This window comes from Alteromonas aestuariivivens (genome assembly GCF_003367475.1).
GTDB lineage: Bacteria > Pseudomonadota > Gammaproteobacteria > Enterobacterales > Alteromonadaceae > Alteromonas > Alteromonas aestuariivivens.
Genome location: NZ_QRHA01000014.1, coordinates 21329 through 35095 on the forward strand (window position 1 = coordinate 21329; position 13767 = coordinate 35095).

At 50.4% G+C, this 13767-nt stretch carries 13 protein-coding genes; 4 read left to right on the top strand and 9 right to left on the bottom strand.

All coding sequences use genetic code 11. The features are described 5' to 3' along the window. Positions 1-430: 430 nt before the first annotated feature. The 4 genes from DXV75_RS15580 to DXV75_RS15600 form a co-directional block, all read right to left on the bottom strand. Positions 431-1219: a peptidoglycan-binding protein gene (locus DXV75_RS15580; protein WP_115594355.1), complete on the bottom strand. Its 789-nt coding sequence runs from the start codon at positions 1217-1219 to the stop codon at positions 431-433. 101 nt (positions 1220-1320) lie between these two features. Beyond that, positions 1321-3459 (bottom strand): phosphate acetyltransferase, encoded by a 2139-nt coding sequence (pta, locus tag DXV75_RS15585; RefSeq protein ID WP_115594356.1) that lies wholly within the window; start codon positions 3457-3459, stop codon positions 1321-1323. Positions 3460-3468: 9 nt separating this feature from the next. Continuing rightward, positions 3469-4653 carry an acetate kinase gene (locus DXV75_RS15590; protein WP_115594357.1) on the bottom strand — a complete coding sequence of 395 codons (1185 nt, stop codon included), beginning with the start codon at positions 4651-4653 and terminating at the stop codon, positions 3469-3471. A gap of 197 nt (positions 4654-4850) precedes the next feature. Further along, positions 4851-6104 carry a hypothetical protein gene (locus DXV75_RS15600; protein ID WP_181898450.1) on the bottom strand — a complete coding sequence of 418 codons (1254 nt, stop codon included), beginning with the start codon at positions 6102-6104 and terminating at the stop codon, positions 4851-4853. Between the two features lie 165 nt (positions 6105-6269). On the opposite strand from DXV75_RS15600, the gene DXV75_RS15605 reads away from it, so the two are divergent. After that, positions 6270-7187, top strand: a complete 918-nt coding sequence (locus tag DXV75_RS15605; protein ID WP_115594360.1) for a pirin family protein — start codon at positions 6270-6272, stop codon at positions 7185-7187. Positions 7188-7189: 2 nt separating this feature from the next. On the opposite strand, the gene DXV75_RS15610 is transcribed toward DXV75_RS15605, so the two are convergent. The 3 genes from DXV75_RS15610 to DXV75_RS15615 all read right to left on the bottom strand — a co-directional run bounded on the left by DXV75_RS15610 (position 7190) and on the right by DXV75_RS15615 (position 8978). After that, the gene (locus tag DXV75_RS15610; protein ID WP_115594361.1) at positions 7190-7723 is read right to left on the bottom strand and encodes a hypothetical protein; all 534 of its coding nucleotides are present in this window, start codon (positions 7721-7723) and stop codon (positions 7190-7192) included. Positions 7724-7762: 39 nt separating this feature from the next. After that, positions 7763-7930 carry a hypothetical protein gene (locus tag DXV75_RS17145; protein WP_181898451.1) on the bottom strand — a complete coding sequence of 56 codons (168 nt, stop codon included), beginning with the start codon at positions 7928-7930 and terminating at the stop codon, positions 7763-7765. A gap of 145 nt (positions 7931-8075) precedes the next feature. Beyond that, positions 8076-8978, bottom strand: a complete 903-nt coding sequence (locus DXV75_RS15615; RefSeq protein WP_115594362.1) for a dienelactone hydrolase family protein — start codon at positions 8976-8978, stop codon at positions 8076-8078. Positions 8979-9158: 180 nt separating this feature from the next. On the opposite strand from DXV75_RS15615, the gene DXV75_RS15620 reads away from it, so the two are divergent. Both DXV75_RS15620 and DXV75_RS15625 read left to right on the top strand, forming a co-directional pair. Then, a complete protein-coding gene (locus DXV75_RS15620) occupies positions 9159-9839 on the top strand; it encodes an outer membrane beta-barrel protein (protein WP_181898452.1) in 681 nt (226 codons plus the stop codon). Positions 9840-9921: 82 nt separating this feature from the next. Next, on the top strand, positions 9922-11493 hold the full coding sequence (locus DXV75_RS15625; RefSeq protein WP_115594364.1) for a phospholipase D family protein: 1572 nt from the start codon (positions 9922-9924) through the stop codon (positions 11491-11493). Positions 11494-11505: 12 nt separating this feature from the next. Here DXV75_RS15625 and DXV75_RS15630 read toward each other — a convergent pair whose 3' ends face one another. After that, positions 11506-11862 (bottom strand): diacylglycerol kinase, encoded by a 357-nt coding sequence (locus tag DXV75_RS15630; RefSeq protein ID WP_115594365.1) that lies wholly within the window; start codon positions 11860-11862, stop codon positions 11506-11508. Between the two features lie 216 nt (positions 11863-12078). Between DXV75_RS15630 and DXV75_RS15635 the strand changes: the two genes are divergently transcribed. Next, positions 12079-13182 carry a mechanosensitive ion channel family protein gene (locus DXV75_RS15635; RefSeq protein WP_115594366.1) on the top strand — a complete coding sequence of 368 codons (1104 nt, stop codon included), beginning with the start codon at positions 12079-12081 and terminating at the stop codon, positions 13180-13182. Between the two features lie 6 nt (positions 13183-13188). Here DXV75_RS15635 and DXV75_RS15640 read toward each other — a convergent pair whose 3' ends face one another. Then, the gene (locus DXV75_RS15640) at positions 13189-13611 is read right to left on the bottom strand and encodes a universal stress protein (protein WP_115594367.1); all 423 of its coding nucleotides are present in this window, start codon (positions 13609-13611) and stop codon (positions 13189-13191) included. Positions 13612-13767 lie beyond the last annotated feature (156 nt).

Genomic DNA, 13767 nt, shown 5'->3' on the forward strand with positions numbered 1-13767 from the left:
TTGTGCCGCTTGCACGGTTGTTATAATTATCAACGCCTCCCTTGGGCCAGCGTAGTAGTCATCGCCGACAACAGGCAGGTATCGTAAATTGGGGAATGGCTTTTTTATTTTTTATGTAACGGACGTTTTCGCTGCACTCATCCGCTGAAGAACCCCCATTCACTAACCCACACTGAACGACCATTTAAGCTGACACGCTCAAGCCGACGAATGCAACAGCAGGTTCGCCGCCCGGATTTCACCATGTAAATAGTTCGTCGTCCCTTCCTGATGGGAGATTCGTTGATTTGACCATTTAAGAATGGTCGTTATTTGAGCATAATCGAATCTGATCGGTTTTCAAGCCAAGTGGTTAGAAATCAACCAGTATTGGTGAGTTTGACAGAATGAGTTGCGGGAGGCTTACACTGGGAAGATCGGGGATCTGGAGTTACCTATCCAGCTCAGACCAGGTTTTCATTCCTACAATACCGTCCGCCTTGAGGTTGTGCTGTTTTTGGAAAAGTCTTACCGCCAGTTCCGTCGCTGCACCGAAGTCACTGTCAATGGCGAGGTTAAACCCCTTGGCTACCAGCAAGGTTTGTAGCCGGGTCACTGCATCACCAAAGGAGCCTCTTCTCAGCACCGGCAAAGTTGCCCGCTGGGCAGCAGCTACCTGAATCCCTTCAATCCTGGCAAGCTCCGTTTTGGCACGCTGGAGATATTTACGTCTGTCTGCAAGGCCATTGGTCCCGCCATTCACCAGTTTGGTGACTGCAATCAAATCATCTCTGTCGGCCTGTGCATTAATTTTGCGATGTTGCCAGAATTCACAGGCGATTTTGAGAGAAATGAGCGGCTCGGCAGCAATTTCGGGTTTGTCTTCTAATGGAAGTCCAAGAAGATCACCAAATTTTCGATAGTTAAATCGACCGGTCAACTGGATCAATCCGCGACCTTTGTATTTTTTACCGTCTCCCTTTTGGGTATTTCCCAAATCAGCCCGGTTCTCATACGCTGCCCCTGAGGCAAATTCTTCGGTTGTGCGAAATCCGGCACACTCGTGGGTAACCTGCCCCATGAAATGGGCGATGCGCAATGCTGAATCAATATTGTACTGATGGAGAATTTGCTGGAATTCCCCCGCAACAGCGCTGACAATCCGAAATTGATCATCGGCCTTCTGGCCTGAAAACCTCGGGGCTACGGCTAAAATGAAGTCACCATCCAATGGGATCAATGGACTCTCCGTATATGAACGAGCGGGTACCCTGAGTATGGTAAAATTCCACAGGTTCGCAACGTTCAGAAAATTGTATATTGCTCAAGCCCTGAATCTGGTCAGTTGTCCGACGCCTGAATTGCTGTAATGGCAATCGTAAAGACGATATCATCCACCAAAGCACCCCGGCTTAAATCATTTACCGGTTTATTCATGCCCTGTAGCATCGGCCCAATGCACACCAGATCAAAACTCCGCTGAACCGCTTTGTAGGTTGTGTTACCGGTATTCAAATCCGGAAAGATAAATACAGTGGCCTGGCCTGCAACCGGACTGTTGGGCGCTTTTTTCTTACCCACGCTTTCAATCACAGCGGCGTCATACTGCAGGGGTCCATCGATAAGTAAGTCCGGGCGACGCTGCTGGGCGAGCTGGGTGGCCTTTTTTACCTTCTCTACGTCGGAGCCTGAGCCTGAATCTCCAGTGCTGTAACTAATCATTGCCACTTTAGGCGTGATGCCAAATGTGGCAGCTGAATCGGCAGACTGGATTGCAATGTCCGCCAGTTCTTCTGCAGTCGGATCAGGATTGATTGCACAATCGCCATAAACCAGTACCTGTTCAGGCAACAGCATAAAGAACACGGAGGACACCAGCGACGCGTTCGGAGCGGTTTTAATCAGTTGCAGCGCAGGCCGAATGGTATTCGCTGTGGTATTCACTGCACCACTGACCAGGCCATCCACATGGCCTTGCTGCAACATCATGGTTGCGAGTGTGGTGTCGTCATGCAACAGTTCCTCGGCGATAACTTCGGTTACCCCCTTGTGCTCCCTTAATTTCGCCAGTGGTAACACGTAGTCTTTGCGGATGTCCTCAGGCTGCAGTATCTGGATGGTATCCGGCAGCTCCACACCCTGTTGTTCTGCAACCCGCAGGATTTCTTCCCTGTTACCCAGTAATACCGGTTGCGCAATGTTGCGTTGGGCACATATGGCGGCTGCCTTTACTGTGCGGGGCTCGTTCCCTTCAGGTAAAACAATACGCTTGTTGGCTGCACGGGCCTTCTCTGTTAAATGGTAACGGAACGCTGCGGGGGAAAGTTTGATTTCCCGGCTTGCGCCTTTGGTCAGACTCGCTATCCAGTCCTTATCGATGCAACTGGCAGTATGAGACATAACCCGATCAACACGCTGGGCGTCATCGATGGGCACTTCATGATTGTATGCAGTGAGCTTTTGCGCCGTTTCCCAGGTGCTACCACTGATCAGCATTACCGGCAGGCCTGTATCGAGTGCCTGCTGACACAGAGACCAAATCCGGGAATCCGGTTCAAACCCTCCGGTAAGAAGAATTGCCCCTATCTTGGTTCCGTTTAACGCCGCCAGACACGCGGTAACAATCACGTCGCTGCGATCACCGGAAACCACCAGTAAGGCGCCTGGCTTGAGGGTACCGGTCATATTGTGAATTTCCCGCGCACAAAACTGCACACTGCGCAGCCGCCGGTGTTCATAATCTCCTTCATGAATAAAGGTGGCATTCAGATGCTGGGCCAAATCGATGACCCTTGGCGCAATAAGGTCCAAATCCCAACTGACACAGCCCAGGAATGCCAGAGATTTCTTGAATACCGGCATATCCTTCAACCGCTGCTGCGTTTTGGCGACGGCTTCCTCTTCAATTACGCGCTCCAGATCAGTGGCCATGCGCCCAAATTCGTCAAGCGGCGCATTCACTTTATTGAAAATACAGCCCAGCACTTTGCCACTTTTGTGCCCGCCATAGGTATCGACGGCAATTTCCAGTTTATGGTTTAACTCGGTTTCAGACTGATTTCCCGGTGCACACACCAGCACTATTTTTGCGTTAAGAGCACTGGCAATGGCTTTGTTGAGACGCACGGCGTAACCAGTGCTGGGCGTTGGCACCAATCCTTCAATTACGGCAACGGTGTCGTTATCACGCTGTTTCTCGAAGCGGTGAATGATCTCTTCGAGCAATTCGTCGGTCTGATCATTGCTCAGCATCCGCTCGGCGCTACTTGCGTCAATGGGCGCAGCAGGTTCAATACCGGAATACTGGTGAATGATTGCACTGGATTTTTCAGGCCCTGAGTCACCGGCCCACAACTGCGCTACTGGCTTGAAGAAATCGACCTTTACGGCTTGTTGTTCCATAGCCCTGACCATACCGAGACTAACACTGGTCAGCCCTACGCCTGCACCGACCGGAATAAGCATTATGCGACTGGACATAAACTCCCCTTAATTTGACTGCTTGCTGATGTTGAGTGCGTCCCTGGCAATAACCCACTCTTCGTTGGTCGGGATCACCCAAATCGGCAATGCCGTGGCGGCAATGTTACCCGCCTTGCCAAACCGCGCCGCCAGATTCTTTTCCGGATCAACCTTATGACCCAGATGTTCGAGCATGCCTATCACTGTTTCACGGATCCAGGATGAATTCTCTCCTATCCCGCCGGTGAATACGATGGCATCCAGCGGACCGGTAACAACCATGTAACTGCCAATGTATTTTGCCAGCCGGTAACAGAATATGTGTAATGCCAGAGCTGCATCCTCATTGCCGCTTTCTGCCGCCTCCTCAAGGGTACGACAATCGTTACTGAGTCCGGAAATCCCCAAAAGACCGGATTCCCGATTGAGCATTTCGCTGATCCTTTTAGTGTTGTACCCAAGCAGTTCTGACAGCACGCCAGGAAGGCTTGGGCAAATATCGCCACAACGGGTGCCCATTACCAAGCCTTCCAGCGGAGTAAACCCCAGGCTGGTATCAACCGCCTGCCCCTGTCGAATTGCAGCGATGCTGCATCCATTACCAAGGTGAGCAGTGATCAAATTGCACTGTTCTATTGGTTTGCCCAGATAACGGGCTGCTTCATGGCTGACAAAGTAATGGCTTGAACCGTGAAACCCATATCGTCGGATGCCGTGCTCTTCATAGAGGGCTTTGGGTAAAGCATACAAATAAGCGTGTTTGGGCATGGTCTGAAAGAATGCCGTGTCGAACACCGCAACATGGGGTAAATCCGGAAACGCTTCCTGGGCAGATTCTATGCCCTGCAGAGCTGCTGGATTGTGTAGCGGAGCCATATGAAATGTGGCTTTTAGCGCATGTTTCACTTCATCATCAATCAATACCGACTGAGTAAAAGTTTCCCCGCCGTGCACAACCCGATGACCTACTGCCAGTGGAGCACTATTCTGCTCGCTAATCAGGGCCTGAATGCTGGCCAGTGCCAGCTTATGCTCAGCGTATTCCGGCAGAGGCATAACCTCAGACTGCTGGCCGGTTTTGTATTTAATTCTGGCGTCTGAATTGCCCAGATTTTCTGCAACCCCAGTGAGCGATGCCTCACCGCTGTCAGCATCCATAATGGCAAATTTAATTGAAGAACTGCCGCAATTTAGAACAATGATCTGGTGCATGTCGATTTAACCCTGCTCAAAAAACGAATCGTGTACGGCGAGGCCTTCACCGGAGGCCCCGCTGTAGCGGAAACTGAATTCGGCCAGTATAACAAAGTGACTGTTTTTTATGTGAAAAATATCAAAATAGTCGCGTGCGTAACCATTGAAAAATGCATTTTCACCCTCTTAACAGGCCGGTACAATTGAACAAAAACTCAGAACGCGCCGCGAAAACGCAAGCCGGGTAACACTATGCTGTCTCTGCCGTTGTCCAGAGCCGGATTCAGTAAAATCTGCATGCTGAGTGTCAGTTCCGTGTTTGGACTAAAGGCAAACCGGTAAAACAGTTCCGAAGTCCATTGGTTACGTACGTCATCGCCGTATTCCTCCTCGCTTGGGCTTGCCCAGTTCAGCCCGACGCCAAGCAAATAATTTTTACTGGCAGGAACGTACCCGAACCCAATACTTACCGAAGCGTCATAACTGGCGCCGCCGCCATCTGACCAACCACCGCGAAAAAATGGTTGCCAAACCTCTTTCACCTGTGACGAGGCCGAAAAAGACACCCCCCATCCACTCGGTCGGCCTGCCTGTTCCCGCTTATCAATTTGCCAGAACGAGACATGCCAGTTATTCAGAAACAGCTCATCCCGCCCGCTGGTATAGCCAATATCAAAGGATTTAAAGGTTTCAAACTGTTCGAAAAACGTTTGAAACCCCTGGCTGATGTCTGTCGCATCGGCATTGGCATCAACCATGCCGCCAACCACGTAAATGTTGGGCGTAAGCATTTTACCCAGCATAAAACCAAAGGCTCCGTCGGGTAGCCCACCTATGGTTCCCGAGCCGCTTTCAAAAGCCATATTGCCAAAAGACTGCCAGGGGCTGCCAAAGGCAAAGATGTCAGTGTAGTCGGTTACGTCGAGGAAACCGAAGAATGCCAGCCCCCGGTTCCGATCAAATTCCTGCCGCCAGTAGAGGGTTGACGTGCGAAAGCCCTGATCACTGTAGACTGTATTTAATAGCCCGGCATAACCAGTTTCACTACCAAAATTAAATGGCGGCACATCGGTATAAGCGTGACGATGCTCAAATTTGAATACCATTGAACCTCGCTCTCCAACCTGCTCGCCACTCAAGTCCCAGCGACCAAACGCCCGAAATGCGCCACTCGATGCATCAGTTTCACCCAGGCTCCCGGACGCCCAAAGTCCCAGGGCATTGTAATCGAATCCAAATTTCAGCCCTGTGTCGGCATAAATCTGACTCTTGTGAAGATCCCAATTATCACGATAACGACGAAGCCTGCGCTTATCTTTTTCCAGCAGGCTATCAACTGAGTCTGGGCCGGTGATATTTTGAGAGCCTTGTGCAGCCATAGTCTCCTTGCTTACGAAGCCGGAAACGATTAATACAACCGCACTGAAACAGGCAGTTGCAACAGGCTTGCTGAATGAAAATATAGACATGGCTAATATCCCAGGCGCACCAATAACAGTGTAGTGAAAGATTGGTAAATTAAAATGGTAGTTGTCGGGCGCACTCATCATGGTTTCCCACCCAAGGTCTATACTTGGGGCACACCATCTGAATACTGGGCTCAGGGCTTAGCCCGCCCTGCATAAAGGCTAAGCATGAGTAATTTGTCCCCAAGAGTCGTCGAGGAATGTCCCTGCTCCATTCATCAAAACGTAATTCGCCTTATATTGTCTCCCACAGACAAGGATTTAGGTGGTTTCATCGTGCGAAGAGCGTTGCCGGTGCAACAATGCCGGAGTATTGGTCCTTGGGTGTTTTTTGATCACATGGGACCCGCCCATTTTGCCAAAGGTAAGGGGATTGATGTGCGCCCGCATCCGCATATTGGTCTTGCCACGGTAACCTACCTGTTCAGCGGAGAAATGTTGCACCGGGATTCTCTCGGTTCGTACCAGAAAATAACACCGGGTGACGTTAACCTGATGGTTGCCGGCAAGGGCATTGTGCACTCCGAGCGGCAGCGAGACGAAATCAAAGCGGGACCACATACCCTAAACGGGCTGCAGTTATGGCTGGCATTGCCACAGGAAGATGAAGAATGTGAGCCCGAGTTTCATCATTACGGAAAAGAGTCCATTCCACAGGTGCACCCAGACGGTGTGGCGGTTACGGTTCTGATGGGAACTGCATACGGTGTGCGTTCACCGGTAAAAATACATTCCGATACCCTTTACATCGAGGCAAAACTCAACCCGGGCCAGTCTCTGACTTTGCCACAGAGCCCTGAGCGTGCGTTGTATGTGGTAGAGGGAGAAATTAGCATTGATGAGACACTGGTGCGTGCGCATACCATGGCTATACTGGCACCAGACACCAGAGTTACCATTAATGCGGCTGAACCGGCGCTGGTAGCAATGATTGGCGGCGAATCAGTGGGCCCACGGTTTATGCAGTGGAACTTTGTGGCCAGCAATATGGCACTGATTGAGAAAGCCAAAACAGACTGGCAGGCTCGCCGCTTTGCGGTTGTTCCCGGGGATGAGGCCGAATTTATCCCTCTGCCCAATGCCTGAAATTAATACCACTCAGGTTGATTGCCAATATAATAATAAAGGCTCCAGCGCCCGCCGCGCAGATTTCGGGTTACCGGAACTGCCTGCATGGCAATTACTGCCGTAGTGTCCGGATGGCTCCACAGGATTTTTTGGCCATCACTGTCACCGCCTTCCGGTTCACTTCCAGACCAGCCGCTAAGGCATTGTGCCAGTGCATCGAGGGAATTTTGATACCACTCCATCGCCACTTCCCGGTTAGGCGCACTGCGGCCACACATGTAAGTTGTATTGTCACTCAATTGCCATACCTGGCAGTCTTGCCCCACAGCATGAATACGGGCCGCAAACACCCCAACAAAGCGTTCGGATAAGCTGCGGCCTTTAAGCGCCTCAAACCCCGTTGCATAGGAATCAAGCAATGCTGAAACTTTTTCACAGGGCTTCAGGCGATCGGCTGCCTGTTGTAAAGCCTTGTCCTGCTGGCTTGAACAGGAGCTCAGAAACACAACGAGGGTAATAGCGAGGGCTATGACTGTCGGTGGTGATGATGACATTTTCATTCCTTTGCAGTGACACTAGCGATGCTCAGCCCGCTAGACTTTGTTTTTTGCGTTGTCTTTGCGGGTTACCAAATCTTCCAGCGCAGAACCCGGATCTTCCTCGCCACACACCGACTCGTCTTCCGGCCCGCTGGCTTGTGCGTCTTCATCGCTCATTGTGAGATCCCGTTCGTGGGGATCAGGCTGATGTTCATGGTTCATAATTTACCTCACGGTTAGTGGCACAGACACCCACTACAAACGGGGTTCAACCGCTGTGGCGTAACCCGTTACCTAAATAATAGTTCAATCTGCGAATTACAGAGGCCGAGTGAGTAATTCGTCGTTCAGCCCATCGCTTACCCATTCACCGCAGATGCCTGTCAAAAAATGCCAGGGTTCTTTGCCAGGCCAGTTCTGCATCCCCAGGGGAATAGCGTGCAGTTGAGTCATTGTGAAAGCCATGGTTTGCGCCCTCATATTCATGCATTTCAAAATCCGCCTTTAACTGACGAAGTTTGCTCTCATAGGACGGCCAGCTGGAATTAACGCGTTCATCCAGGCCGGCAAGATGAATCAGTAAAGGGGTATTGATGTTGTTCTGTAATTCTTCAGCAGCCGGTGTCCCGTAAAAAACAACTCCGGCATCCAGTAGGTTTTTTCCCGCCGCAACCAGATAGTTCACCATATAACCACCAAAACAGAAGCCCACCGCACCAGTCTTACTGGTTGTGGCTGAATGGCCTTTCAGAAACGATGCAGCTGCCAAAAAATCCGCTTCGATTTTATGTCGCGACAGGTTGCGCTGCAGGTCACGTCCGGCATCATCATTGCCAGGGTATCCGCCTACGGGATACAGGGCGTCGGGAGCAAAAGCCACAAACCCCGCTTTTGCCAGACGCCGGGCAACATCCTTGATATACGGGTTAAGTCCACGGTTTTCGTGCACCACCAATACACCGGGGCGAGTCTCGGTGGTGCCGGTTGGAGCAACCCAGTAGCCCCTCCCCTCGCCATGCCCTGAAGGTGAAGGGAATATTTGGAAGCTGGCTTTGATCGCCGGATCATTAAAAGAAACCTGCTCTGCCTGCGCGTAGTCGGGCGTGAGCCCGCCCAGTAACGAAGGAACAGAAAACCCCATTACAGACAATGTCGCCAGGCGACTTAAAAAGGTTCTGCGGTCCATGCGTCCGTGCGCATAATCGTCATACCAGTCAAACGCCTGTTGTGGAATGGAATGCTTAGAATATGGTTTGCGAACTTGCTTCATAAATTTGCGATTTCCCTGCCGTTGCTTATGCTTAGGATCAGATTAGCAGCACGCCTTACGCTTTTCGAACCTTCAGATCCAGTTTGACAGCCCTACAGTGGAATTCCGGGCTTTGTGTTCCCGGCTGGTTCTCTGGCTAACGTTTGAGTCATCATACACTCTTCACGCAAAGGAGCCTCTGTGGACAAACCCCGAATCATTCTCGCTAGTCTGTTGTTCGTTTTTGCATGCTCAGTGCAGGCAAACGACCTGAGCCGAATTGAGCACAGGGCCGGAAGCTGGGAAGCGGGTTTCAGCCTGAGCTATGTCGACAGCTTTTCTATTGACGGTCGCAATAGCAGTCACATCGAAATTGAAGATGACGTAGGTTTTGGGGGGACGTTCGGCTATCACGTCAACGATCATTTGCTGGTATCTGTGGACTTTACCCACAACGAACAGTCTTACCAGGCCCAGGTAATTCCTGATGACAATACGCAGGAGCCCTATTTCATTCAGCATGCGCTTTCCAATGACAGCTTTGCTGTCAGTACCACTTACCATTTTTACCCCACGGTTTTTACCCCCTTTGTAACGGCCGGTATAGGCTGGAATACGCTAGACAGCAATATTCGCAGGGATGACTACGGCGGCACGGTCTGTTGGTGGGACCCATGGTGGGGCTATGTCTGTGACGACTACTACTCCACTTACTCGGACACCGCATTCAGTTACGGATTTGGAGCAGGTTTACGCTGGAACATAGCACATAATTTTGTATTGAAAGCCAGCCTGAACCAACGCTGGCTGGATGTTGACAGTGTGGGAGACACACCTGGTGTCATGTCAGGAAAACTGGAATTCGTCTGGACTGCCTGGTGATGGTTAACCCGAAGCCGGACGTACCAGCTGGCTAACATTCCCGCACAAAATTGAAGTTTGGGAAATTAAGGACAAACACAAGATGTTAAACAGACGGCGGCAAAAATCTCTTGGCAACGCCAAAGCGGCATTCCTGTTGTTGCTCTTCTCACTCGGTGGCTGTTCAAGCCTGCCGCCCAGAAATACCCAATATAGTATGCCGCCACCGGACGTTCTGAAATCACCATTGTATCAGGATGTTGAAGCACTGGGTAAGAAACACCAGGGTGATTCTGGCTTTGAATTACTCTCGGATGGGATGGACGCGCTGGCAGTAAGAATGAAGCTGATCCAGCGTTCTGAGGTCAGTCTCGATGTCCAGTACTACATTTGGCATGATGATTTGATAGGCCAGGTTATGGCAAATCAAATACTCGCAGCGGCCGATCGGGGCGTCTTCGTACGCATGTTACTGGACGACCTTGACACCTCCGGCAAAGATCGCCCTCTGCGTATACTGGACCACCACCCTAATATTGAAGTCAGGCTGTTCAATCCCTTTCCTTCCCGGAGCCTGCGCTGGACCGGATTTATACGTGATGGTTCAAGGTTAAACCGGCGTATGCACAATAAATCAATCACCGCAGACGGTGCCTTGACCGTCGTGGGTGGCAGGAATATCGGTGATGAATATTTTAATGCCAGTCACGAGGTACGTTTCTCCGATATTGACGTGCTTGGTGTTGGGCCCATTGCGCTGAATGTTCGCGCAAACTTTAACCAGTACTGGGACAGTATGTACAGCTATCCCATCGCCCAACTGGTGGATCTGGAGGAAGATATGGACGCGGCACTCAACACTCTGCGTGATCGTTCTGACACAAATTACCAACTGGCATTAACCAGTGAGTATGCAGACGCGGTGCGGGCACGCTGGGATATTGTCGGGCGTATAGACGCTTCGAGGAAGGTGAATTGGGGAGACTGGCGCCTGTTTATCGATTCACCTGAAAAAATTGGTACTGATGAAATCGCAGAAGAAACCCACATTGCGCCGCGATTACTGGAAGTGCTCGACCAGGCTGAAAATGAAATTCTGCTGATTTCACCCTACTTTGTTCCCGGCAAACAGTTTACGAAATTTCTGGTAGACAAGGTTCGCCAGGGTAAACGGGTGAAAATCATGACCAATTCACTGGCCGCCAATGACGTCGCCATGGTGCATGGTGGCTATAAAAAATATCGCAGGGACCTGGTGGAAGGCGGTGTCGCCCTGTACGAGTTTAAAGCTAACCCTTACCTTCCCGAAGCAGAACGGGTGAAGCTTTCCTGGATTGCCGATACCCGCGCCAGTTTGCACGGCAAGTACTTCGTGCTTGATGGAAAACAGCTATTTGTCGGCTCATTTAATCTCGACCCCCGTTCTGTCGCGCTGAATACCGAAATGGGTATTCTGTATGAGGACCCGCAAACTGCCAGCAACATTGCACAGACCTTTGACCAGTATGCCAGTGTCGTCGGCTACCGCATTCAACTGGATGAAGACGATGACTTAACCTGGATGACACTTGAGGACGGTGTGCAGCAGATATACCACAGTGAGCCACAAACATCCTGGTGGCAAAGGCTGTTTCTCAGCGTGGCGTCCTGGTTTGTTCCTGAATCACAACTTTAGAAGGCTGATTGCTCAAAACAGTATTATCGCCCAGGTTAACCCCGCCATTACGAGGCTGACAAAAACAGCGGCGGAGCCGACGTCTTTGGCTTTGCCAATCAAAGCATGGACGTCGGTGGATATATGGTCAGCCAAGGCTTCAAGCGCGGTATTCATCAGTTCAGCGATCAGCACGATCACCAAACTCATAACCAGCAACACCTGCTCAGCACTGCTAACGTTTAACCAGAAGGTAACAGGAACCAGCAACGATATCACTGCCAGTTCCTGGCGAATCGCTGCCTCACTGGCAAAGGCCGCTTTCAGGCCTTTGAGTGAATAGTAAGTCGCAAAATACAGTCGACGAAAACCGGTTTGTTTCGAGTTCATAGGACTTCCATAAATATCAGGTTACTGCCAATCCGCACGATGGTATCGAATTTTACGCAATGAGTATGACAAAGCTGCGTAAATTTAACCGCTTAGCGAGGCAACAGCGGTATGCTTAAGTTCGGCTTCTGTATACCATTAAAGCTGCTGTGGGCATAGCGTGGATCAACAATTGCACCTCTTTACGGGATATCCGAATCAAAACGGGGCTGAAAGATGGATTTGAAGCAATTAGTTCAATCACAGCAATCAGTTACGGCAATTTCATTAGCTGTGTTGGTGTTGGTTATGTTCGTTGCCAAACGCATTTTTCTGGTGCGGATGCGTGACAAAGCGAGGCAGGAGGGCGTGAAGGGCGGCTTCGCTCTCAGTGTGGTGTTAGCCCTGGACGCACCTCTGACTGTACTGATCATGGTTTTTTCACTGTGGATAGTACGTTACATCCTGATTTGGTTTGAACTTATTGCCGACCCGGGCAGCCAGATACTGGGCCATCTTTGTAAGGCTGGGGTTATTGTCGCTCTTTTTGTGTTCCTGGAACGCCTGTGTACTTACAGCCTGCGCCGTTATCAAGGTCAGTCGGAGATGCTGCGCAACTCCAAAAGCATCGCCAATGGGGCTATCCGGGCCATTTTGGCCAGCCTTACTGTTTTAATAGTGTTAAGTACGCTGGGCATTTCGGTAACGCCCATCATTGCATCTTTGGGGATCACTTCCCTGGCCGTAGCACTGGCGTTGCAGTCAACACTGGAAAATTTCTTTTCCGGTATTCAGCTGGTTATGGACAAACCCATTCGTGTGGGGGACTTTATTGAGCTGGATTCGGGTGAGCAGGGGTTTGTAGAAAAGATTGGCTGGCGCTCAACCTGGATAAAAATGCTACCCAACAACATTGTGATCATGCCAAACAGCAAACTGTCCAATTCCAAACTGATCAATTATTACTATCCCGAAAAGGAATTGTCTGTGCCGGTGGAAGTCGGAGTGCATTACAGTTCGGATTTGGACAAAGTAGAATCAATCTGCCTGGAGGTAGCCAGGGACATTCTGCGTACCCATCACTACGGTGTTGCTACATATGAACCTTTCGTCGTATTCCACACTTTCGACAATTCCAGCATCAACCTGACTGTAATGATCCGCGCACAGGAATATTTCAATCGCTTCTTTATAAAAAGTGCGTTTATCAAAGCACTGAAGAAACGCTTTGATCAGGAGGGAATTGTGATCCCATTCCCGATTACTGCGCTGAATATGGACCAGGAGAACGCAGCGCAACTCGTTGCGAGCCACCCTCAGGTTACTCATAAATTCGGTTGAGGCGTGCTAAATCCTAACCGCGAGCACGTCCACTTTAACACCGTGGAGTACCGCATTTGCGGTAGAACCCAGCAACAGGCGCACCCCACTTTGGCCATGGGTACCAATAACAATCAGATCTGCCCCCAGTTTGTCAGCAGCCGCGTGTATTTCATCCGCCGATGACCCAATTGCCACATGGACATGAGAATTGGGGATGTTATGGCGTAAGGCTATCTGTTCGAGTTTCTGGCGGGCCTGCTGGCGAATCTCTTCAGAAAAATCTTTCTCCAGAAACAGTCCATAAGGCTCAAAATTGGTTTGCGGGTAGGCCACATACAGCAGGTTGAGTTTCATTGGGTTGCCGGCAAGACGAACGGCCCGTTCGATCACAGGCTCATAATCAGAGTAAACATCAAGTGCCACGAGGATGGATTGATAGTCGTTCATTGCTTGATTCCTTTGTACGGTTCCGTTGATATTTTCAACCCGAACAGGAAAGCGATGACCAGCAGTTCCCTCAAGCCAACTAACAGCGCTTTTATCAAGGAAATTTTCGTCATTAGCCAGCACTTTCCCCTGCGGATTAGTACAACTATAGTTAAC

Coding starts and splice junctions, on each gene's coding strand:
- DXV75_RS17145 (WP_181898451.1), bottom strand. CDS start 7,930: ATGAACCATGAACATCAGCCTGATCCCCACGAACGGGATCTCACAATG.
- DXV75_RS15630 (WP_115594365.1), bottom strand. CDS start 11,862: ATGAACTCGAAACAAACCGGTTTTCGTCGACTGTATTTTGCGACTTAC.
- DXV75_RS15635 (WP_115594366.1), top strand. CDS start 12,079: ATGGATTTGAAGCAATTAGTTCAATCACAGCAATCAGTTACGGCAATT.
- DXV75_RS15600 (WP_181898450.1), bottom strand. CDS start 6,104: ATGTCTATATTTTCATTCAGCAAGCCTGTTGCAACTGCCTGTTTCAGT.
- DXV75_RS15625 (WP_115594364.1), top strand. CDS start 9,922: ATGTTAAACAGACGGCGGCAAAAATCTCTTGGCAACGCCAAAGCGGCA.
- DXV75_RS15610 (WP_115594361.1), bottom strand. CDS start 7,723: ATGTCATCATCACCACCGACAGTCATAGCCCTCGCTATTACCCTCGTT.
- DXV75_RS15615 (WP_115594362.1), bottom strand. CDS start 8,978: ATGAAGCAAGTTCGCAAACCATATTCTAAGCATTCCATTCCACAACAG.
- pta (WP_115594356.1), bottom strand. CDS start 3,459: ATGTCCAGTCGCATAATGCTTATTCCGGTCGGTGCAGGCGTAGGGCTG.
- DXV75_RS15590 (WP_115594357.1), bottom strand. CDS start 4,653: ATGCACCAGATCATTGTTCTAAATTGCGGCAGTTCTTCAATTAAATTT.
- DXV75_RS15640 (WP_115594367.1), bottom strand. CDS start 13,611: ATGAACGACTATCAATCCATCCTCGTGGCACTTGATGTTTACTCTGAT.
- DXV75_RS15605 (WP_115594360.1), top strand. CDS start 6,270: ATGAGTAATTTGTCCCCAAGAGTCGTCGAGGAATGTCCCTGCTCCATT.